This is a genomic window from Mesorhizobium sp. P160927, from assembly GCF_057766385.1.
On record NZ_JBYMDW010000001.1, the window covers coordinates 5,329,432 to 5,350,488 of the forward strand.

Genomic DNA, 21,057 nt, shown 5'->3' on the forward strand with positions numbered 1-21,057 from the left:
TGGGACCTCAGGTTTTGCCAATTCGAAATTGGCATTGGGAATGGCAGGCAAACCACGAAAGCGGACGGGCGTGCGGTAATCTGCTGCCAGACTTAAGTCTGGGGTGTGCAAGCCAGTAGGCCGGTAACATCGCCGCAACGGTCCTGCACGCGCCTTTCCGCGGCTCGAGCGGGAATATCTGCGCCCCCTCCGCGTTCCCTCTATGTACAAGAGGAGGAGATCTATCATGCAGAAATTGACCTTCACCGGCATAGCGCCGCTGGCTCTGCGGGCGTCAGCCGCATTGGTTCTGGTTGTTGCGCCCTATCAGGTCAACTTTGTCGGCTCGTGCAAGCTGCGGCCAGCCGCCGCCTATGCCGAGAGCGAAGGCGGCAGCGGCGGAGGTGGTGAGGGCCATGGCGGCAACTCCGGTTCTGGCGGCGATGGAGACCACGGCGGCAACTCAGGGTCTGACGGCAGCTCCGCGTCCGGTGGCCACGACGGTGGCGCAGGCGACGACGACGGCGGTCACGACAAGGGTCATCATGGGCAGGAGCATGTCGACGCCGCCGGCGACAAGGTTGAAGTCTCGGATGACAAAACTGAAGTCACTCATCCCGATGGCACCAAGGAAGAGATAGAAAATGGCCGTCTCGAAGTGAAGGACGCGGCAGGGCGCACGATCGTGGAGAGGGCTGCAACAGCTCAGGATATCGCGCGGCTGCAATCTCTGTAAGAATACGGCCCCAGCCTGAAACAAGCACGCATCAAGCCACCTCCGCCGGGCGGCGGAGGTGGCTTTCGCAGCATCGCACTTGTGCTGAATCTCTCTCCACGCTTTTCCATCGGGAGCGCGCGGAAGAGCGTTCGACAAGGCTATTGCGCAATATAACTTTTGGCGCCGCTGTCGATCATGCAGAAGTGACCGCCGTGCGGACCTGTGCAATATCGGCCTGATCTGCAATCGCATTCGTTCGTGTCGAGGGCTGGCGCCATCTCGGCGCCTTAGCCGCCCAAGACGCGGACGCCGCTTTGGGCGACTACGGTCAGCACTCAAAACCTTTCGTCATCGGCGATGTCCCAGACCGGGATAGGCGCTCCCATATCACGAGCTTTGAGCCGCACTGTTTCCACCGAGAGAGACCGGCCGAATAAAGCAGCGATTGCATTTGGAATAGCCGGCCTTCCGGGTGGAGTTTGAACACCGGCCGCCTTTGATCGGGATGGCAGGAACCCGTACCATCAAACGTCGCCGGCGCTGGCGTATGATTGGAGCCGGGTCGTTGACGAGAATGTTGTCTGCCGGCGGCAGACGTTCGGCCAAACCGAACTGGAACCTAAACGCACACGGCTGGTTTGATGGCGAGAGAGGAGGACCTCCATGATACGCTTACTCGTTCAATTCGGTGCCCTTTGCCTGGCGTACAAATTTGGCAAACAAATAGGCCGTGAGCAGGGCCGTCTCTCGCCAACAGGCCAACCCCGACGCCGCTCCTTTCCGGAGGCGGGTACCGCACAAACTGGTGAGCCCAACGAACAAAGTTAGCGCTTGCGGACTGTGGCCACCTGCGAACCGCCGCAGGCCTCTGACGAGGCCATGCGACATCCCGCAAGCTTCGCGTGAGTGTCAGCGCGACGCGGGCCGACGGTGCCTTTTCAACCTGGTAATCGCAGAGTGTCCGACAGTGATTATGCCCCCGCAGTCAATCCGCACTGTCAATTTGTCGGCTTGGCGATCGATGCGGATGATATCCCCGACGAGAACCACCTCATCTCCAGCGCGCGTTTTGGGTGGCGGGTCAACCGAATAGGGTTGACCATACGACGAAATGCTTACTTGGGCGCGTCCACTCGGCAGTATCGAGGTAACGGTGCCCGTCAACGCGACCTCGTCACCGATCTCAAATTCGCGGGGCACGCTACAATGTAGCATGGGCGTCCTCCGGCGCTTCCAGGTATCAATGCCGACAAACTGACTTGGTTGCGTGAAATCGTAAGTCTCCCCCTCGCCCGCATGGTGAGGTCATTCATGTGATCCTCTCTGAAAAGCGAAGTGCGCCGCAAATCCTCCTCACCGCGAAAGGGCTTCGCCCTGCCGATGGTCCCGGCTCGATTGGGCTGGCGACCGGTGTATGCCTTTCGGTGGCGGCCCGGCGTGCGTGTTCCTGAGCACGAGCAGGCCTCGAAGCTGCAATTGGTTGACGAAATCGGTGGAAAGTCGTCGAGCAGAGGTGTTCTGGCGGAGACTGTTGTTTTAGCCTGGTCCCGCCGACTGAAACCCGCGCGGGTGTGTCAGGCTCGAACGGTTCAACCCATGTCAGTGTCTGCCTTTCCCGTAAGCCGAGAGCTTTCCTCAGTTAGGATCGTCGCCGACGCAATAGCTCGGCTTCCGAATGACGAAGCGGCCGTGCTTTGGGACGAAACGGCTAAGCATCTGTTGTCAGTGGCGATTGAACGCGGCCATGACACAGACCGGGCGCGCACTGAGGTCGTCCGGTTCTTCGATGCGGTTCAACGCATGCGAACGACGGTTTCATCAAAATAGATGGAGACGATTGTCGCAGGCTATGAAAAGCCTACGACAATGAGGAGTTCCGTTTTGCACATAGTTGGCCTTTACCGGTGCCCGGGCGTTCCCGCCTTTGTCTGCGTGAGAGAGGGAACTCGGTGCAGTTACCTATCGCAGGACGACTACAGAGCGTCCGGATATCAGCCTGACTTCGAGGTGCTGCCTTGGGAATCGGAATACAGGGCCACCAGAAATCCTTACCAGTGTTAGCAGACGGTGATACGAAGCGGCAACGTGCCGGACAATGCCGCCGCGGCATGAGCTTCCATCAGACGATCGACCTTCTCCTTGGCCAAGCACCTAGGCTGAATTGTTCCCGAGCAAAACAAATTGGGTCCTTTTAACAAATCTAAGTGCGGGCGAGCCTCACTCCTGCAAATTCACCAGGAACGGAGGCAGCGATGAGCCAGAAGCGCCGCGATCTCGACTATCTTGTTCAGCACTATATTGAGTGCAGGAGAGGCAAACCTTGGCCGCTGTCAGTATCGGCTGCCGTGGTGGCGATACGCACGGTTTTCCGGGAATGCCTCGCTTCTGATCGTGAATTGGCAACGCTCATCGCCAGAGCTGCGATCGATCGAGGACAGATTGTCGAGTTCGACCTCGATGAGCCTGCGCAGGCGGCATAGTGCCAATAGACGCAGGTACTCGATCAATTCTCACGGCCTGACACAAGTCCCCAACAATGTGGAATTGGGGTCTTCGGATGAGTGCGGATAGCTCTTCAAGAAGACCTCGGACCGCGCGTCACGCGACCTGGCTGATTCCGACATAAGATCGCAAACTCGGTCAGTCGCGCAGCTGGCGCTCTGCAACTCAAGGCCGGCGGATGAAGTCAAAGGCAGTGGCACGACCTGATCAGCAACAACACGCCGATTGCGTAAGGGATGAACAAAAACACCATAGCCAACCAGTAGCCAGGTTGCGCCATCGCCGCCAAATCTGATCCAAGCTGTTCCATTGGCTGTCCAACGCAGGACGGTCCAGCTTTGTTCCCGGGTTGCGACCTCGGAACCCCGGTGGGGTTCCAGGTCTTACGCTCGGTGGAGCTGCAGCCCCGGGATTAGCCTACACCAGCTCTGATTTTGCTTTCTCACCTTCACCCTCGTGCGCCGTACAAACGTGCAAACGATCCATCGATCCTAGGCCATTTCGAATTGCCGCGAAGGAGTTCCTCGGCAAGGATTTCCGTCACTCGACGCGCCTGTGGTCTGAACAACCAGGACGCTGTGCGCTTTCCTTTCTCGCAAGCGGCGCAAAGGGTCGCGCTCAGCGTCGATAGTCAAAGCGGCCGGAAGCTGCCTCGACTATAAGGCCGGAGGGGCAGCAAAAAATGGAGGCTTCGCTCACACCTAGACAGCGCGCTTGTTCTGACGGCTCTGTCCGCGCAGAGCCAACAGGTTCGCCAACACCAGATGCACGACCGCGCCATTATCAGGGTCGCGGCCCAGCGATCGCCGGCAAGAGTTTTTCACGCAGGATTAACAGACAAGATCGTTGCCGGCCCTCAACAGTTGACAGTCGACTAGCATATTCGACGCTTCCTCAACCGAACCGGGTTGGGCGGAATTTGGCCAACAAGGGATGTTCGTTTCCCGTGGCCATCTCGTCTGCAAGCAGTTCGCCAGCGATCAGTCCGAGCGTCGCGCCGCTGTGACTGAAGGCAACGTAATATCCCTCAGTGCCCTTCAGCCGACCAAATACCGGCTCGCCATCGCCCGGGATCGGCTTGGGACCGACGCCGTAGCTCTCCAACTCCAGCTCCGGATTGCCCTCAAGCACCTTCGAGGCTTCGTCGAGAAGCCCCTGGAGGGTCGAAGCCTTCACGCCATACGTACCGTCGGGATTGACGATTACCTCTTCTTCGGACCATGCGGAATCGAGTACGAGAGCTCCGTCCGGCGTCGGGCGAACAGCGACCCGCGGCGTGTTGAGCACCGCCCGAAGTGGAAGGGCGACAGGCTTGGTCCTGACCAGTAATGCGATCGGCGTTCCGTCCGGGATATGCTGCCCGGTTTGCGCCACCGTGCGCGGGACGTCGCTGCCCGTTGCCAAGAGGACCGCATCGGCAGCAAACGTGGCGCCCCTCTCCGTCGCGACGCCAGTGGTGCGCCCCGTGGCAAGTGTCACCGTTGCGCGCCCCGCGTCAGTGACGAGCTGACCGCCCCGCTCCACGAATTCCGCAACCAGCAATTTGATCAACGACGGAAGATCGACCCAGCCTTCACCCGGATTGAAGATCGCGCCCTGGCGCGTGACCGCGCTTGTCGCGATGCCCGGCGTAGCCGAAGGAATGTCGCCTGCGAGCAAATGGCGCGCGTCATATCCGAGGCTCTTTTCATGTGCCAAGGCTTCCAGGATCTCATTCGAGGCGTCGTCCGCATCCCAGGTCAAACCACCGTCGAAACGCAGCCAGGCAGCATCCGGGTATTTTGCCGACAAGGTGCGGTACCGGTCGATGCCGATCATGCGCAGCTGATGATATTCAGCCGATCGCATGCGTGCGGAGTTGAGCCACGCGAGCGACCGGCCGGACGCTCCACTGGCCAGCGGTCCATCATTGATGAGGATGGTTTCGATGCCGAGCCGCGACAGATGAACGGCGGACGAGACACCAAAAATACCGCCCCCGACAACGACGACTTTTGAGACCGGGTGTGTAGGCATGGAATGTTCTTTCGCCGTGGAGAATGAATCGTGCGAGTGGACCGTGTCGTCCTGGTTCTTCGGCTTCGGATCAAAGCACTTCGGCCAGGAAGTGCTTTAGGCGTGTGCTCTTGGGTGTGTCGAAAATCGCTGCGGGTGTGCCGGCCTCAATGACGCGGCCTTCGTCCATGAAAACGACCTGGTCCGCAACCTTGCGGGCAAAGCCCATTTCATGGGTCACCACGACCATCGTCATGCCGCGCTGGCCAAGGTCCGCCATCAGATTGAGGACCCCCTTGACCAGTTCTGGATCAAGCGCGCTGGTCACTTCGTCAAACAGGATAACCTCCGGATCCATGGCGAGCGCGCGGGCGATTGCCACACGCTGCTGCTGACCACCCGAAAGACTGCCGGGGCGATGGTGTTTGCGTGCGGCAAGGCCGACATCGGCCAGACGTGCCTCGGCGATGCGCGAAGCTTCATGCGCCGGGATGCCCTTGACCTTGGTCAAAGACAGCATGACGTTTTCAAGAGCGGTATGATCCGGAAAAAGATTGAACTGCTGAAATACCATCCCGACCCGCCGTCGCAGCTTCTCGGGTTTCATCGCCAGGATGCTCGCTCCGTCGAGCAACACGTCGCCGCCCTTGGGTTCGACCAGACGATTGAGGCAACGCAACAGCGTCGACTTACCCGAACCCGAGGGACCGATGATGCAAGTGACCGTACCTGCCTTGACCGTCAGGCTGACGCTCTTGAGGACGTCGAGCTCGCCATAAGCCATATCCAGCCTGCTGACGGCGAGACTGCCGCCCTTGAACAGGGGACGCTCCGACGAGGATCCGAAACCTGCCTCCGACGATGCGCTGCTGGTGGCGCCTTCCAGTTCACTCACCTCGGCCAGGCCGCTTGTGACCATGCCAGCTTTTTGCTTTCCAGTCCGCAGCCGGTTGTCGATGTGATTGACCACATGGGTCAAGGGTACGGTGATGACGAGATAGAAAACGCCAGCCAGGAGCAATGGCGACAGATTTCCCGTGACCACCGCCTGATCCTGGCCGACACGGAAAATCTCGCGCTCCGATGCGAGCAGGCCGAGGAAATAGACCAGGCTCGAATCCTTGACATTGCCTATGAACTGGTTGACCAGGGCCGGCAGGACGCGGCGGATGCCTTGCGGAACCACGATCAGGCGCATGCCTTGGCCGTAACTCATGCTGAGCGCCCTGCAGGCCTCCATCTGGCCGCGTTCGACGCTCTGTATGCCCGAGCGAAAGATCTCTCCGATATAGGCGCCGGCGATCAGGCTCAGTGCAAGGATGCCGAGCGGATAAGGCGAAGGGCCGAAGATTTCACGGCCCATGCGGGCGAAGCCCTGGCCGATCAGCAGGATCGTGACGATCGCCGGAAGTCCGCGGAAGACATCCGTATAGATCCGGGCGGGAATGCGTAGCCAACGTGATTGCGAAATGCCCATGATTGCCAGGACCATGCCTATTGCGACCCCGAGCACCGTCGAAGCGGCCGCGAGGACCAAGGTGTTTTTCAGTCCGATGGTGATCATGCTGGGTAGCACGTCGGCCATGGCTTGCCAGTCGAGAAAACTGCGACGCAGGTTTTCAAGCCAGTTCATTCGGGCCCCTTCTCATGGCGCGGGTGCGAACTCATCATGCGGTCAGAGAGGTTTCCAGCCGCCGACCCTGGCCGACGGCTGCGGTGGTCACTTCTTGGGGAGGTATTGATCGGGCATCGGCGAACCGGGGAACCACTTTTCATAAAGCGTCTTCCACGTGCCGTCCTGCATGGCTGCATGCAGGGCGGTGTTCAGCGCAGTACGCAGCTTGTCGTTGCCCTTGCGAATGACGAAGCCCGCTGGCGCGTCGAACGATGGGATATTGACTGCAATCTTCAGCTCCGGGTAGCGCTGGCCATAGTCCTTGGCCGCCTCGTAATCGAGAAAATGAGCATCGACGGTGCCGTTGTTGAGCGCCGAGACGGCCGAGTTGTTGTCGGGGAATTTGACCAGATCGGTTCCCGCGAAATTTTTTGCGGCATAGATTTCCTGCAGCGTGCCCTGCACGACCCCAAGACGCTTGCCCTTGAGTCCGTCAGCCGAGGTGATCGTCTTGTCGGCGGTGAGAACGGATAGGTAGCCGGCGAGATAGCCGTCCGAAAAATCGACCGTCTTCTTGCGCGCTTCGGTCGTGCCGATCGCAGCGACCGCGATGTCGAAACGCCCATTGGCGACCGAAGGCATCAGGGCCGAAAACTCCTGACCGGTGAAGATCACCTGATCGGGCTTGAAGCCTAGCCGGCTGGCGACATTCCGGAACAGTTCGATGTCGAAACCCGTGAAAGTACCATCGGCCTGGGTGAAGGCGTAGGGCTTAGCGTCGCCCATCGTGCCGACGCTGATGACCTTGGCATCGATAAGCCCATAGGGATTGTCTTGCCCCGCGGTGGCCTGCGAAACAAAAGCAGCCCCGACACACGCAATTGCAAGCGCCACTCGGCCAGCCCGGGCCGGCGCCGTCAACCATCTAAGAATTCCAAACTTGTTCACGTCTTCTCTCCACTCTGAAGGTCTGTTTTCTTGGCATTCGCTCGCGGCCGCCCTCCAGCCGCCTTCAACAGGCGGGTCTTAGCGGCTCATCGCCCTACAAAAGAGACCGGTTTCTACAGAATGAGACCGGTCTCATCAGTCAGGCTACCGCCCGATTGACCTCCCGTCAACATTTCTTGTAGTCGTTCTACGATGACGAAAGTCCCATTCAGAGCCCGCCCCAAAACGGTCGCTGACGTTGCGCGAGCGGCAAACGTCTCGAAAGCTACCGCCGCGCGCGTGCTGGGCGGGTATGGTGTGGTCAGCGACCCGGTCCGTGCGAGCGTCACGGCAGCCGCCAAGGCCCTCGATTATCGGCCGAACGAACTCGCCCGCAGCATGACGACCGGAAGATCGGGCATCATCGGGGTGGTCGTCGGCGACATCGAAAATCCGTTCTTCAGTCTGGCCGTGCGAGGCATCAGCGATGCGGCGAAAGGGGCCGGCTTCAACGTCATTCTGGCGAATTCCGGCGAGAAGATCGAAGCCGAAAAGGCAGCTGTACGGCTATTGATCGGCAAGCGTGTCGACGGGCTCATCGTGACACCCTCGGAGTCACGCGACATCAGCCATCTGCGCGACATCCATCGTTCCGGTCGGCCGCTTGCCCTGCTTGACCGAGCCCTGCCCGACCTGGATGTCGATACTGTCACGGTTGACGACCGTGAGGCCGCCATGCAGGCGACGCGAGTGCTCATAGACGCCGGTCATCGCAATATCGCCTATGTCACCGCGGTGGAAGCCAAGGGCGACGAATACTTTGACCTCCGGCAAATCTACACGTCGTCGGTCCGCGAGCGCATCGATGGCTTTCTCACCACGTGCAGGGGCGCCGGAGTCGATCGACCCGAGCGCCACGTCCGGCTCGGCGCTACAAGCGCCGAGGCCACACGCAGGATCACTGACCAACTGCTGTCCCAGCCAGACCGACCCACCGCGATCCTTGCCTCTGACAGCGTCATTGCACTGGAAATCCTGCGGACCATTCGCCAACGCGGTATGAGGATTCCCGACGAAATTTCGCTGATCACCTTTCACGATGCGGACTGGACCGGTGTCACAACTCCGCCGATCACCGTTGTCGACCAGCCCGTCTATGCACTTGGCCATAGCGTCGCGGACCTGCTCATCCGCCGGCTGAAAGGCGATATCCAACCAGCGGAAAGGCTGGTCCTGCGGACCGCGATCATCACCCGAGGCTCGGTGGGTGCACCACATCCGTGAGCCACCACAGTTGAGACAGCAACATCTCTTCACCTCGAATTCGAACCAAGGAGATGAGGCCGGGCGTGGAGACCTGCCCGTGTGGCCGCCTTTGGACCGGAGACGGCCTGCTTCCGCCGCTTCGGAACAAAGGCAAGCGTTCATCATTCCTTGGTGGAAGGGATGACGTTTCGGCAGACAGGAATATCTACATGAAAGCTTTGATTCTGGGAACCTTGGCGCTTTGTCTGGCAGTCCCGACCATCTCTTCGGCCGCCGAGGCTGACGTGGTGATCTCCACCCATCACCGGCATCACGAGAACGCCGTCTTGTACAATGATGAAGGAGGCCGTCTTCATCACCGACATCATCGCCAAATAGCGTTCTACGACAACGGTGATCATGCCTGGCGCCACCGCCACCACCGCCCCGACACCGTTATCCTGACAAGTTCCGACCACCGGCGCCACCACCGTCATATACAATGATGAGGGTGGTCGTCTTCATCACCGGCATCACGGCCAAATGGCGTTCTACGACAACGGCGATCATGCCTGGCGCCACCGCCATAACCGCCGCGACACCGTCACCGTGACGAGTTCCGTCCAACGTCATCACCAAAACCGTCCCGTGGTCATTCAGCAGGACGGCGGCGACAACGACTAACCGCCTGCCGACCCGGCTCCTGCCGTCAAGGAAGGAGCCGGGCCAACATGCAAGTGCATAGTGGAGGCGGATTACTGGAGCGGTGTTTTGGGGGTGCCAGAGGTGGCAGTTCTAGTCCTCATCAACGATGGAGCTGGTGCGGTCGCCGCACTCGACGACATTGCCACGACGGTACATGGCGGCTTGCTGAAGCGGGGAATCGAAGCAGAGGTGAGACTGGTCGCGGGCAACGAGATCAGCGAAGCCGCCTCGCAATTCGTCGGCCAAAAGACAACGTCGGGTGAAAACATTCTGGTCGTCGGCGGCGGGGATGGCACGCTTAGCTCTGCCGCGGCCGTTCTCGCCGGGACTGAGGTGGCCCTGGGTGTTCTTCCGCTTGGCACCCTCAATCACTTTGCGAAGGACCTCTGCGTGCCACTGGAACTTGACGCGGCGATGGATGTAATCGCGGCGAGACGTCCGGTGCTCGTCGACGTCGCGGAGGTGAACGGTCGCGTTTTCTTGAACAACTCGTCGATCGGTCTCTATCCCTTCTTTGTCGCGGAACGCTCTGCGGAACAGAAGCGACGAGGAGCGGGGAAACTAGCAGCAATCGGTCCCGCTCTTGTTCGGACATTGAGGGCGGTATCTTGGCAGTTTGTGCGTATCACCGCCGACAAGGGTGAGGACCAGGTGCTGACACCGTGCGTGTTCGTCGGCAACAATTTCTACGACGTCGGCGATTTTGGGCACCGCGAAAGCCTGTCTTCACGAGAACTGTGCGTCTATGTCGTCAGGCGGCGAACGTGGTTTGGGCTGGCATTGCTGCCGTTCAAGATCGCGCTTGGCCTGGTCGATCCCCATCGCGACTTGGAACTGCTTCGGCCGTCAAGACTCGAGATCATCTCGAACAGAAGAGAGACCCTTGTTTCGGTGGACGGCGAGGCCACAACGATGAAGATGCCGCTGCACTTTCAAATTCGACCAGCGGCACTAAAGGTCCTCTCGGTCCCGGAGCCGGATACGAAGTAACCCGAAGGCGGAGATTTTCTTGCAAACACTTGTGCACCTGTCCGACCTCCATTTTGGCACGACGGACACTCGCATAGTTGATGCGATCGGCGCCGAGGTCCGGGCATGCAAACCAGATTTGGTGGTTATATCGGGCGATCTGACCCAACGAGCTCGCCGGGCAGAATTCTGCCAAGCACGAGAATTCCTAGATGCGCTTCCGACCCCACAAATTGTGGTGCCCGGCAATCACGACGTGCCGCTCTTCAACATCTTCGCGCGAACGCTCACGCCTCTTGCTCGCTACAAGCACTTTATCCAGGCAGACACGGACCCGTTTTATGCCAATGACGAACTCGCAGTGGTCGGTATCAACACTGCGCGGTCCTTTACAATCAAGGACGGAAGGATCAATGCCGGCCAGCTTGCTGCCATGACTGCTCGATTTGCGGGCCTGGCTGACGAAACCACCAAGATAGTCGTCACCCATCACCCGTTCGAAGGGCGAACATTCGGCCATGCGACCGGAGTCGTCGGACGAGCCAAAATGGCTATGGAGGCGTTCTCGCAAAGCCGCGTCGACATCATCTTGTCGGGGCATCATCACCTCCAGCAAGCCAATCTCAGTACAGTTCGTTACGCGAAAGCGCGATATGCAGCGTTGCTCATTCAGGCAGGCACGGCGGTCTCAACGCGCCGTCGCGACGCAGCGAACTCGTTCAACATAATCCGCGTCGAACGTCCACGGATACGCCTTGAATGTCGTGCTTGGCAGCCGCAGGCGAGACAATTCTCCACTTCGGCGAAGTATTCGTTCGGTTTGGGTCCAGATGGCTGGGTGCTGGACGAGGCGTGACCCAGGGCCGCCTGAAAACCTGGCACGACGATAAGCGAGCGCGGCAGAGATTTTCTAGACATCCCCGTCATCATGGATGGTGGCGAGCCCCTCCTGTCGGCCAAACTTGGCCACTATAACGAGGAACCCGGATTCGTTTTTTAGATAGCTTCTAAAGAAGCGGTCGAAGCGCCGGCGTACTTTTCTTCAGCCACTCCCGCACCGACGCAAAGAGAGCGCCACCAATCTCACAGGAGCGGCCCCTCCTTGCCTCGCCATTTTCGATCGAGCGCTTTTGAGGGTCCAGTACGGAAGACACTCTCCGTTGCCTAGGGAACAAGTCGGTGTAATCGGCAGCAACATCGACATCCCCCCAATTTCCCGATTGCAGGCCACGCGGATCGGTTGGAGTGTTGCGGCGTGAGAACCACATTCGGGAACCTAGAAAAACTATTGGTCGAAGGTGGTCGTCGAGCGGTCGCTTCACCCTTTCGATAATATCGAACGCGACTTGATGGCGCTTCAGCAGCGTTCGGCGGAAGAAATGATTGACGAGACTTAGTCGCCCCCTAGCTTGAATGGATGGAATTCAACCCGCCCTCTTCGTCAAACGGCCTTCTGCGAGCCTTTCGCAGCGATTCTATGTGGCTGATCGCTTCATTGCTTGTGGCTGGCGGCCTTGTCCTCGGATTCAGCCTCCTGGCCGAGGAAGTTACCGAGGGTGACACGAGCGGATTCGACCGGGCCGTGCTCATGGCGTTTCGGAGCGCCGATGATCCAACGAATCTGATCGGGCCGCCGTGGCTGGAGGAAATGGGCCGCGACGTCACGGCCTTGGGCAGCGTCGCATTCCTGGGTTTTGTATCGCTGGCGGCCATAGGTTACCTGCTGATAACTCAGAAGCGGAGATACGCGTGGTTGGTCACCGCCGCGGTGGCTGGTGGAGAGGCCCTGAGCACAGTTTTGAAGGTCGCCTTTGATCGGCAGAGACCCGACGTTTTCCACACCACCAGGGTCTTTACCGCCAGCTTTCCGAGCGGCCACGCGATGTTGTCCGCTGTCACTTTCCTTACGCTTGGAGCTTTGCTGGCCAAGGCAAGTCCTGATCGCCGGGTGAAAGGGTATTTCGTTGCCCTGGCGGTGTTCCTGACCATCATGGTCGGAACGAGCCGGATTTATCTCGGCGTTCACTACCCCACGGATGTACTTGCAGGATGGTGCGTCGGATCAGCTTGGGCAATCCTTTGCTGGTCGGCGGCCCATTGTATTGAGCAGCGGCGCGGGTCCTGATCCGCCTTTCTTTCGGAACAATCTTGCTCCGACAGGCTGCGATATGCCGGCCTCCAGAGGCGCCGTCGGCCGGCCTGCGTTCGCCATCGCTCCGGCCTTCTTCGACTAGCCGAACAGCTGACAATCCAACGGACTTGAGTTCCAGATGACTAGGGCGGATAGCCGAGGAAGCCGCACAACCTTCCATTCTTGCAAGATCAACGCCAAGCCAACTCGGTGAGAGCCAGACGGCTATCCCGTGGCCGGCCATTTGCGAGATTGGGCGAAGCGTTCCAAGGCCTTGGCGTCCATCGGTCTGCCGAGCGCGTAGCCCTGCAGCAGGTCGCAGCCGAGCTCCTTCAAGATGCGCGCATGCTCCATCGTCTCGACGCCCTCGGCCACCACTTCGATTCCGAGCGATTTCCCGATCTCGATGATGGATGACACCAAACGCCGTTGCGGCAGCGAGCTGGTGACGGGTGTGATCAGCTGGCGATCAATCTTCAGTCGGCGCGGCTGGAGCTTGAGCAGACTGACGATCGAGGCGTAGCCGGTGCCAAAATCGTCAATCTCAATGTCGATACCGAGGTCCTTGATGTGCTCGATGTTCCAGGCGACGAGGTCGTCATTCTCATCGAGGAAGATGGACTCGACAAGTTCGAACGAGACCGTGCCTTCGCGGATGTTGAGCTTGCGCAGGCCATCGATGAGGTCCTTGTCCTCAAGCCGGCGTGCCGAGACGTTGACGGAAACGTGTGGAATATCGAGGTGCTGAAGCTGCCAGCGCTCAAAGTCGACCAACGTCCTTTTGAGGACCGTTCGGTCGATCAGCGCGACGACGTTCAGTTCCTCCGCAACCCTGAGAAAGACGTCGGGGCCCAGGATTCCGCGCGTCGGGTGCCGCCAGCGTGCCAGGGCCTCCACGCCGACAATCTCCAAGGTTCCGGCGTCAAACTGCGGCTGGTAAAAAACGATGAATTCGTTGCGCTCGAGGCCGCCAAGGATCTCGTCGGCGGTCCGCTTGGTCTGCACGATTTCACTTTGCAGCTCGTCGTTGAAGAACTCGTAGCGGTTTCGGCCCCGGCTCTTCGCCCGATAAAGGGCGAGATCAGCGTTGACCAGGAGTTGCCGTGCGTCGAGCCCCTCACCCGTATTCGCTGCAATTCCAATGCTAACGCCGAACCGGCACTGGTGGCCACGGAAATCGACGGGTTGCCGCATCTCATCGATGATGCGGTCGGCCAGTGCGGCGAGTTCGGCGTCGTCGCGCCCGGCACAAATGACCACGAACTCGTCGCCGCCAATGCGCGCGACGAAGTCGGCTCGTCCCGCATTGGCCGTGATCACCTTCGAGGCATGCATCAACATGGCGTCGCCGGCCGCGTGCCCGAGCGTGTCGTTGATCTGCTTGAAGCGGTCGAGATCCATATGCAGGAGAGCGGTTCGTTCACCCTGACAGGCGGTCTTCGCCAGCATTTCGTCGAGATAGCGGCGGTTCGGCAGGCCGGTGAGCGAATCGTGCAGCGCCACATGTTCGATGCGCCCCTTGGCCACTTCAAGCTCGGCGTTCCGCAGTTCCGATAACTGCCTTTCTCGCACAAGATTTTCGTTGAGCACGACATCGCTTGTCACGTCCCATTCGGCGCCGATCATCCTGGGCGTGTTGTTGCGCTCCTGGAAATAGGTCGCGCGCGTGCGCACATGCCGGATCTCGCCATCCGGATGGACGATCCGGTATTGCGACGAATAAGGGCCCTTTACCGCCGCAGCCGCATCGAAATCCCGCTGCGCCCGTTCGATGTCCTGCGGATGAATCGCTGACGCCCAGTCATCATAGCCGCGCGGCTTCCCATCAGCCGGCCTGCCGTAGATTTCGTTGACACGGTCGTCCCACACCAGCTCGTTGGTGGCAATATTGTGCTCCCAGACACCGATCCCCGATGCATCCAGCGCGAGTTCCAGGCGACCGGACAATCGCCTGAGCTCGGCGAAGTTTTTTTGCCTCTCGCCGAACAGTCTCCCCGCAACCAGAATGGGCAGTACCACAAGCGCACCGGCCAATGCCATGATGGCCCGCAAGGCCCAGGCATTCTTCGCCGATGCGGCCCAGCCACCTCTGGGGATCGCGGCGATCTGCCAGGAACCGGACGGCAGATGCACCGTCTCGGTCACCGGGTTGGCACGCGTGACACTCGCGCCACCGAAGAAGCGATCACCCGTCCCGCCAAGGCCGTCCTTGCCGGTCAGCGCGATCTCGATGTCGAGATTGCCGTCGAAAAGACCGCTTGCCTTATAGAGGCGCTCGACGTCAACGACGACCGAGACGATGCCCCAGAAGCGATCGCCGCCGCCCGCCGTCTTCACGAAGACCGGAAAGCGGCCGATGAAACCTTGGCCGCCCTGCGCCAGGTCGACCGGACCGGCCAGCACGGGCGCCCGCAGGTCGCGCGCCCTGAGGGCGGCGGTGCGTTGGGCATCGTTCTTGCGATAATCGAGGCCGATGGCCTTTTCGTTGCCGGGCATTGGATACATTAGCGAGATAACGAGGTCCGGCGCGCCGGCGATGTTGCGCAGCTGAGATTCCTGCTCAAACAGGTTGCTGGCCAGGGCCGCAAACCTCTGTTGCCCCATATAGGGCTCGGTCACGATCGCCGAAACGAGGCCGCGCGTAAGCTGGAGATTGCCGTTGATGTTGCCTTCCAGCTTGGCCCTAATGATGTTCACCTTGGCCAAGACGTCGGCGCGCGCCAGTTGGTCCGAAACGATCCTGTTTTCACGGTCCGCCAAAACGGCGCAGATCACAAGCACCGCAAAAGCGATCGCCGCCGGCAGGTTCGCTGAAGACAAAACCGAGCGTCTCAACTGACTGAGACTGGATGCGATGCTGGCCAATTGACCCAAATACCTTTCCCGGGACAAACCCTCGGCCGACCCTAGTAGAAAGTACTTAAATTTGCTTTTCCATCATGCCGAGCAATTTCAGCATTGGATGGCGCGCTCGCAAGGAGGTCATGAAGCCGGCATCGGGGTCTGAAGAGCGGCACTCTTGGAAGGAACACCGCGACGAGCGTCCCCCAACTGCCTGGGCGAGCAAGACGTGGCGCCTTCTGAGTGCATTGAGGGCGGAAGGGCTGTTTGACGTGCCTGCAGGTTGGGAGCGGGTCGGCGGCCCCGGCGCTCTCACTTCCGATGTCGCGCCATAATTGCGCTGAGCCAGCTGAACAGTCTGATTTCCTCAGGTCGCCCCGCTACTTCCTCAATGGCGGTGCGCGGCGTGAGCTCCACCAGATCATCTGCAGCCTCTATGGTCGTCGTGTCGACGGATCTGGCGCACAGCCTCGTGCGAGCCTGCGCAAGTCCTACCCCGTTGATCCAAGCGAGGATCAGCGGAGCATGGGACGGCGAGGAGCCAAACACCGCGCTCCAGCCATCTCCTGTGGCCTCTAGATTCGGACAGACAACCCGTCGGCTCTAACGTCGGTCCTGGTCTCCTCCGGGTCGGAAAAACGATTGGAGTTCCTGCATGTCGACGCTTTCATCGCCGTCCTCGTCGACAGCGTTAAAGATCCGCCCGATGAAATCCTGAACCTCCGTCCGCGACAGCGTACCATCACCGTCGGTGTCCATGATAGCGAACATGATTCTCATTTTGGCACTCTGCATCATATCGGCGCCCGCCCTGCGGCCATGCCTCATATGTCCCGGGTCACGCTCGCCCATTTCTTCGTCCGGAAGCTTCGGGCCCCTCTGTCGCCAATCCGCCTCGGGGTCTCGGTCCTTTGCTGTTCTCTCCTGCAGCATCTCATCCATCATCTCGCGCATCATTTGACGCATTGCTTGCTGGTTCTGTCCGGCTTCACCCGCGGGCCGATCCTGGGCTGGTGAGACAGGCTTGGGAGCATCCGCGGATTGAGCAAACGCTGACGAGGCGAGCATAGCGAACGCGGCAGCCAATACTGCAGTTGTGACAGAACGTGTCATTGGGTTCCTCCTTTGATGATTGCCAAGCCGACCAGCCGGCGTGCTGTCCCAACCAGCAGCTCGGTTCATGGTTCCTGGGCATCGGACGCAAAAGCGGCATAGCTCCAATCATCCCAGCAAAGCCCTGGCTGTCTTTGTCGCAATCTGGCCTTACCAGTCACTGATCGCCGCGCGGATTTGCCCGGTGCGCAACAAAGGTCGATCTTCATCCATTGGCCGAAAGCACCCATTCCCAACGAGCTGGCGCAGACCCCCGCTGCAAGTTCCGAGAGTTCGGCTGGATGAATGCATTTCAAGTCGGCGGCAATGGCACCGTATCCGGCCCACATGCCCAGGACAGGCACTGGACCCACCAGGGCATCCATTCCAAACCGGATTGGCGTTCCCAGGATGCGCCAGCGCGAATCCAGCAGCTCTGACAAGATGTCCCTTCGCAGTCTGGCGATCTGCAAAAGGTCTTTCGGTTGTTCATACCTTCCTGGCTGGCCTTGCTCGCTCGATCCAATCTCCTTGGTTTCGCACTGACCGTTTGCAGTCCGCTTGCGTCAACCGGAACTAGCGTTGCGTCGGCCGGGAAGGCACGTCGTCGAGCAGGTTGCGCTGGTCTGGGGCGGCATTTGTTGGCTGGTCTGCTGGGAGGGTGCCATCCGGAGTCATCTGGTTGACAGCATCCGGCAGATCCCTGGTTATCCTTGCAATCAGCTCCTCGCGCGAGAGGCCGGTCTGGCGAGAAAGTGCCTCCAGCGTCTGCGCGTCGATCGCCGTTTCCACCTCGTGCGGCTCTATCGGCTGGTTCGCCCCAGTGCCAACCCAGGAGTCCACCTTCGAGCCGGCACCTGCAGTTCTAAAGCGGTCGAGAATTTCGCCCAGCGCGGTGCCGGAAACGCCCTTCGACACCTGGTCCAGTATCCCACCCTGGGGGTTGCGGGGATCGCGCTCTCCCGCTCCGCGGATTACCTCCGCGATCTTGTCGCGGTTTTGATAAGCCAGAACCCCCAGCATAGCGATCGCAAGTTTTCCTAGATTGGCCACTCGTTCCTCCTATGGTTTCGGATATGCAGAAGGTCTCGGCCTGCCAAAAGTTCCGGGATTGGGCAGTAATATCTGGAAGGGCTTGGCAACCGCGACGGCTCCCATCCCAGCCGGATCACGAGGCCTGCACGCGGGGACAGAAGTGGGCGGGCAGAAGACAGACCGCTCGGGCTGGTGCTTAGAGTTTTTTCGTCGACGACAGCCGCTCCAAACCAAGGCGCTGGTGCTCGATGGTCGGTTGCGGCAACCGCGCCAAGGCGGCCCGCTTTTCCGCCTGGCGCATCGGAAGTAGCGCACAATGGAAAGGCCCGGCCGACAGCCAGTCCGCGCAAGACCGCCGCATCGGACATCCAGGGGGACTGTGTCGGTAGTCGCGATGATACAGATTGTTGGAGGTAGGTCCGACTGTCTCTATCGGTCTAGCCAAGTCCGCTGTAGCTGGGCATGTGGCGAGCTTTGCGTAACCAGGAGATATTGAATGGAATCGACTGGATCGGGCTCCGACGAAGCGACCAAAATCGGGGCACTCGTCCCTTTGACCCGCCCCGGCTGGGTTGAGGCAGGCAGACATTTGCTCGCGGGCCTTCAGCTTGCTGTAAGCGAAATCAACGGCGCTGGTGGGGTCGGCGGCAAAGCGCTTGAGCTGCTCGTCCGAGACACTGCAGCCGATCCGCAGAAGGCCGTCGCGGCCGTGGATGACCTGGCTCGCTTGGGCGTGGTGGCGATAGCGGGAGAGTATCACAGTGTCGTTGCTCGCGCGGCGGCCATCAGGGCCGACGAGCTCGGCCTGCCGTTTCTCTGCTCGTCGGCCGTACTCGACAGGCTAACGGAACAACCAACGAAATGGGTCGCCCGCCTTGCACCGCCGCAGTCCCGCGGCTGGCAAATATATGCCGACTTTCTCTCGCGCGCTGGCCACGATCGCATCGCGGTTGCATCGCAGCAGAGTATCTACTGGGCATCTGGCGTTCACATTCTGCGAGATCGCCTTAAAGCAAACGGCGCGACCTTATCGGACATCAGCATGAGCTCGCTGGACCCGTCAATGTTGTGCGACCAACTCATCGACCGTCGCGCAACAGTCCTTCTTCTTCTCGTAGGCCAGCCAGAGCCAGCAATCTCAATCGTCAAGTCGGTTCGCAATGACGGCCGCCTGTCCACGCTCAAGATCGGCGCTCCAGCTGGGCAACCAGAATTCGCTGAATGGGCCACATTGCTAGGCGAAGATAGCGCTGCGATCCCCTTCCTGCGCTACCGACCCGGACACCTCAACCCGTTAGGCTCACGTGTCGAAAGGGCCCTGTGGGAGAAGTTGGGCGAGGCGCCCTCCTTTGTCGCTTTGGAAGGGTACGACACGATCGTCGTACTTGCTCAGGCAATACGGTCCTTCGGCACTGATCGGAACAGCATCGCAGAGTCATGGCCGCACATAGAAGTTGCCGGCACCCGTGGCCACATCCAGTTCTTTCGCACACCAGCCACGACCGCTTGGCAGTGGACTGATGCGCCGATCCAAATCGCCGAAAGAACCCCGGGGAACCCGGCGCAATTCAGGCATGTTCTCGATTCAGGATGAGGCGGAGTTCGATGGCCGAAGTTCACGGCGGCGGCAGCGCCGTCGCTTTTGGCGATCCAATGACTTGGAGCATTCTCCACGCTGTGGCCGACGGCGTCGCAGTTCTTGACGGGGTCCAGCCGTGAGCGGCGACTACTGCCTCGACACCAGGCCGATTGCAACACGTCCATAAAGTTCTAGCGCGGCGTCAATTCCGTCCCGCTTTCCAAGTAAGCGGATAGCGCACACTTCATCTGAGGTGTGAACGCGCTGGTCGATCTCTTGCCTGGTGCGCAGCCTGCTGCTCTCTTTTGGCAAAGTGTTTCTTTCCAATGAGCCCTGAAAACAGCTTTGGTGTTTCCGAATGGAGGGAACATCAGCGCCTAATTGACGTTCGGGAGCCGATTGGGATCATGGATCCCGAAAGGATGTCAGATGACCAACGATCTCTCACGCAATCAGGAACGGCGAGGTACAGCTCGGATCGCGAGCTGGGCGGTGGTCGTGATCGCGCTCGTTTTTCTAGGCCTTCTCGCCTTTTTTATATTTGCGCCCTTATCAAACGCGTCGCGGCAAGCAACGCCGCTTAAGGTTGCCCCCGAGCAGAACCAAGGCGGCAACGCACCCGCGCCCACTTCGCCTCCGGCAGGCTGATATGAATCGGCCGCCGCACCGCCAGACCGGCAACTGAAGCTGCAAGCTGGGCGGCGATCACCTCCACACTTCTTCCAGTGCCCGCATCGGCTTCGGCGGCGGGATCTTTCTCGCGTCTCAGGGCACACGCGGCCGAACCGATCAAACGGTGCGCATGAACGGGTGTCAGCATCGGAGGGATGATCTTACGAATATCCGAGCATCGCAAGCTTCTCTCTAGTGAGAGAACCGCACCTTTGATTGCAGCGTTTGCAGCTGGACGTCGTGACGACCTTGGCCCAGGAGCCCTTCCGAGACAGTGGCGTTGCAGTGCGCGCACTGAAAGGTCAGATCCTTGTCGACAACCCAATTGGTTCCTCGCGAAAGGACATGGTCCCAGCAAATCGGATCTCAGGTAGAAACCGTCTCGGCCTCTTAGTGCATTCGAATGCTTCACGAGTGCCTAAGAGAGTGCATAACCTCTTAGCCGGCGAGAGGACGCGGCCCCCTGCCGATCTCGCTGGCTAGGCTCGGCGTCTTCAGGCAACTCTCCTCTGGGCGCCGAGCCGACGAAACTCTGCTGCCAGCCCCGCAGCCAATCGGCCATCGGTCGCCCTCCTCTCTGGGACATTCTAGCCGACGGGCCAACGATAGCTGGCGGTGTAGGGCCCACCATAGGAAACAGAAATCATCCGCATGCGACGCCTCGAATGTGGAGAGCGGCCGATCTAGGACCACCTGTTGGGTCCCGCGCTCACCGGTGCGGGCGATCCTCCGCGATAACGTTGTAGAGAACACAGCACGCCAACAACGAGACGACACCGCCCAGGAGATCACTCCCCGTCAGACCAGAAAAGTAGACGAATTCAAAGGCTGACACGATCGTTCTCTCAATTAGAAAAGCCACCAACGTAGAACCGTTAGCAAGCTCTCATGTTCCGCTCCCGCGTGGCACTTTCTGGACGTCGTCGACGCCGAGACGGCATGCTCCGTGTCAACCCTTTTCGACTTGCTTCGGCCGAAGCCGGAATCATTGCCGGCGCGGCGAAACCGTGTTGGTGACCGTCGGACGGCGAGCCCTTCTCGGCGCAACGCCT

17 protein-coding genes and 1 pseudogene are annotated in these 21,057 nt (G+C 59.9%); 11 read left to right on the forward strand and 7 right to left on the reverse strand.

Features of this window, described 5'->3' with window-relative positions:
* The first annotated feature begins 226 nt into the window (after positions 1-226).
* The 3 genes from AC3CB8_RS26055 to AC3CB8_RS26065 all read left to right on the forward strand — a co-directional run bounded on the left by AC3CB8_RS26055 (position 227) and on the right by AC3CB8_RS26065 (position 3,177).
* Positions 227-715 carry a hypothetical protein gene (locus AC3CB8_RS26055; protein WP_352563498.1) on the forward strand — a complete coding sequence of 163 codons (489 nt, stop codon included), beginning with the start codon at positions 227-229 and terminating at the stop codon, positions 713-715.
* 1,578 nt (positions 716-2,293) lie between these two features.
* On the forward strand, positions 2,294-2,524 hold the full coding sequence (locus tag AC3CB8_RS26060) for a DUF6074 family protein (protein WP_084056228.1): 231 nt from the start codon (positions 2,294-2,296) through the stop codon (positions 2,522-2,524).
* 425 nt (positions 2,525-2,949) lie between these two features.
* The gene (locus AC3CB8_RS26065; protein WP_023773548.1) at positions 2,950-3,177 is read left to right on the forward strand and encodes a hypothetical protein; all 228 of its coding nucleotides are present in this window, start codon (positions 2,950-2,952) and stop codon (positions 3,175-3,177) included.
* A 916-nt stretch (positions 3,178-4,093) separates the two neighbouring features.
* On the opposite strand, the gene AC3CB8_RS26070 is transcribed toward AC3CB8_RS26065, so the two are convergent.
* The 3 genes from AC3CB8_RS26070 to AC3CB8_RS26080 all read right to left on the reverse strand — a co-directional run bounded on the left by AC3CB8_RS26070 (position 4,094) and on the right by AC3CB8_RS26080 (position 7,757).
* Complete coding sequence (locus tag AC3CB8_RS26070) at positions 4,094-5,215, reverse strand: NAD(P)/FAD-dependent oxidoreductase (protein ID WP_352595359.1); 1,122 nt, start codon at positions 5,213-5,215, stop codon at positions 4,094-4,096.
* Between the two features lie 70 nt (positions 5,216-5,285).
* Positions 5,286-6,827: an amino acid ABC transporter permease/ATP-binding protein gene (locus tag AC3CB8_RS26075; RefSeq protein WP_352575541.1), complete on the reverse strand. Its 1,542-nt coding sequence runs from the start codon at positions 6,825-6,827 to the stop codon at positions 5,286-5,288.
* Between the two features lie 87 nt (positions 6,828-6,914).
* Positions 6,915-7,757, reverse strand: a complete 843-nt coding sequence (locus AC3CB8_RS26080) for an ABC transporter substrate-binding protein (protein WP_051407661.1) — start codon at positions 7,755-7,757, stop codon at positions 6,915-6,917.
* Positions 7,758-7,949: 192 nt separating this feature from the next.
* Between AC3CB8_RS26080 and AC3CB8_RS26085 the strand changes: the two genes are divergently transcribed.
* Positions 7,950-9,020, forward strand: coding sequence for a LacI family DNA-binding transcriptional regulator (locus AC3CB8_RS26085; RefSeq protein WP_023773544.1), 1,071 nt, complete (start codon positions 7,950-7,952; stop codon positions 9,018-9,020).
* 143 nt (positions 9,021-9,163) lie between these two features.
* Here AC3CB8_RS26085 and AC3CB8_RS26090 read toward each other — a convergent pair whose 3' ends face one another.
* Complete coding sequence (locus AC3CB8_RS26090; protein WP_352564688.1) at positions 9,164-9,484, reverse strand: hypothetical protein; 321 nt, start codon at positions 9,482-9,484, stop codon at positions 9,164-9,166.
* 40 nt (positions 9,485-9,524) lie between these two features.
* Between AC3CB8_RS26090 and AC3CB8_RS26095 the strand changes: the two genes are divergently transcribed.
* The 4 genes from AC3CB8_RS26095 (at position 9,525) to AC3CB8_RS26110 (ending at position 12,780) form a co-directional block, all read left to right on the forward strand.
* Positions 9,525-9,665 (forward strand): hypothetical protein, encoded by a 141-nt coding sequence (locus AC3CB8_RS26095; RefSeq protein WP_352564686.1) that lies wholly within the window; start codon positions 9,525-9,527, stop codon positions 9,663-9,665.
* A 60-nt stretch (positions 9,666-9,725) separates the two neighbouring features.
* Entirely contained in the window at positions 9,726-10,676 is a 951-nt protein-coding gene (locus AC3CB8_RS26100) for a diacylglycerol/lipid kinase family protein (RefSeq protein ID WP_352548027.1), read from the forward strand.
* A 19-nt stretch (positions 10,677-10,695) separates the two neighbouring features.
* Positions 10,696-11,511: a metallophosphoesterase family protein gene (locus AC3CB8_RS26105; RefSeq protein ID WP_023781568.1), complete on the forward strand. Its 816-nt coding sequence runs from the start codon at positions 10,696-10,698 to the stop codon at positions 11,509-11,511.
* 621 nt (positions 11,512-12,132) lie between these two features.
* Positions 12,133-12,780 carry a phosphatase PAP2 family protein gene (locus tag AC3CB8_RS26110; RefSeq protein WP_051410572.1) on the forward strand — a complete coding sequence of 216 codons (648 nt, stop codon included), beginning with the start codon at positions 12,133-12,135 and terminating at the stop codon, positions 12,778-12,780.
* 231 nt (positions 12,781-13,011) lie between these two features.
* On the opposite strand, the gene AC3CB8_RS26115 is transcribed toward AC3CB8_RS26110, so the two are convergent.
* The 3 genes from AC3CB8_RS26115 to AC3CB8_RS26125 form a co-directional block, all read right to left on the reverse strand.
* A complete protein-coding gene (locus AC3CB8_RS26115) occupies positions 13,012-15,621 on the reverse strand; it encodes a bifunctional diguanylate cyclase/phosphodiesterase (RefSeq protein WP_198019226.1) in 2,610 nt (869 codons plus the stop codon).
* 609 nt (positions 15,622-16,230) lie between these two features.
* Positions 16,231-16,740, reverse strand: a complete 510-nt coding sequence (locus AC3CB8_RS26120) for an EF-hand domain-containing protein (protein ID WP_051407660.1) — start codon at positions 16,738-16,740, stop codon at positions 16,231-16,233.
* A gap of 555 nt (positions 16,741-17,295) precedes the next feature.
* Complete coding sequence (locus AC3CB8_RS26125; RefSeq protein ID WP_023781563.1) at positions 17,296-17,772, reverse strand: YidB family protein; 477 nt, start codon at positions 17,770-17,772, stop codon at positions 17,296-17,298.
* A gap of 197 nt (positions 17,773-17,969) precedes the next feature.
* On the opposite strand from AC3CB8_RS26125, the pseudogene AC3CB8_RS26130 reads away from it, so the two are divergent.
* From AC3CB8_RS26130 to AC3CB8_RS26140, 3 genes and pseudogenes are all read left to right on the forward strand, one after another.
* Positions 17,970-18,143: pseudogene (locus AC3CB8_RS26130) on the forward strand (CGNR zinc finger domain-containing protein); the annotation flags it as partial.
* 107 nt (positions 18,144-18,250) lie between these two features.
* A complete protein-coding gene (locus tag AC3CB8_RS26135) occupies positions 18,251-19,348 on the forward strand; it encodes an ABC transporter substrate-binding protein (RefSeq protein WP_023773532.1) in 1,098 nt (365 codons plus the stop codon).
* A 414-nt stretch (positions 19,349-19,762) separates the two neighbouring features.
* A complete protein-coding gene (locus AC3CB8_RS26140; protein WP_084056180.1) occupies positions 19,763-19,981 on the forward strand; it encodes a hypothetical protein in 219 nt (72 codons plus the stop codon).
* Positions 19,982-21,057 lie beyond the last annotated feature (1,076 nt).

Coding starts and splice junctions, on each gene's coding strand:
- AC3CB8_RS26055 (WP_352563498.1), top strand. CDS start 227: ATGCAGAAATTGACCTTCACCGGCATAGCGCCGCTGGCTCTGCGGGCG.
- AC3CB8_RS26060 (WP_084056228.1), top strand. CDS start 2,294: ATGTCAGTGTCTGCCTTTCCCGTAAGCCGAGAGCTTTCCTCAGTTAGG.
- AC3CB8_RS26065 (WP_023773548.1), top strand. CDS start 2,950: ATGAGCCAGAAGCGCCGCGATCTCGACTATCTTGTTCAGCACTATATT.
- AC3CB8_RS26070 (WP_352595359.1), bottom strand. CDS start 5,215: ATGCCTACACACCCGGTCTCAAAAGTCGTCGTTGTCGGGGGCGGTATT.
- AC3CB8_RS26075 (WP_352575541.1), bottom strand. CDS start 6,827: ATGAACTGGCTTGAAAACCTGCGTCGCAGTTTTCTCGACTGGCAAGCC.
- AC3CB8_RS26085 (WP_023773544.1), top strand. CDS start 7,950: ATGACGAAAGTCCCATTCAGAGCCCGCCCCAAAACGGTCGCTGACGTT.
- AC3CB8_RS26095 (WP_352564686.1), top strand. CDS start 9,525: ATGGCGTTCTACGACAACGGCGATCATGCCTGGCGCCACCGCCATAAC.
- AC3CB8_RS26110 (WP_051410572.1), top strand. CDS start 12,133: ATGTGGCTGATCGCTTCATTGCTTGTGGCTGGCGGCCTTGTCCTCGGA.
- AC3CB8_RS26120 (WP_051407660.1), bottom strand. CDS start 16,740: ATGACACGTTCTGTCACAACTGCAGTATTGGCTGCCGCGTTCGCTATG.
- AC3CB8_RS26135 (WP_023773532.1), top strand. CDS start 18,251: ATGGAATCGACTGGATCGGGCTCCGACGAAGCGACCAAAATCGGGGCA.
- AC3CB8_RS26140 (WP_084056180.1), top strand. CDS start 19,763: ATGACCAACGATCTCTCACGCAATCAGGAACGGCGAGGTACAGCTCGG.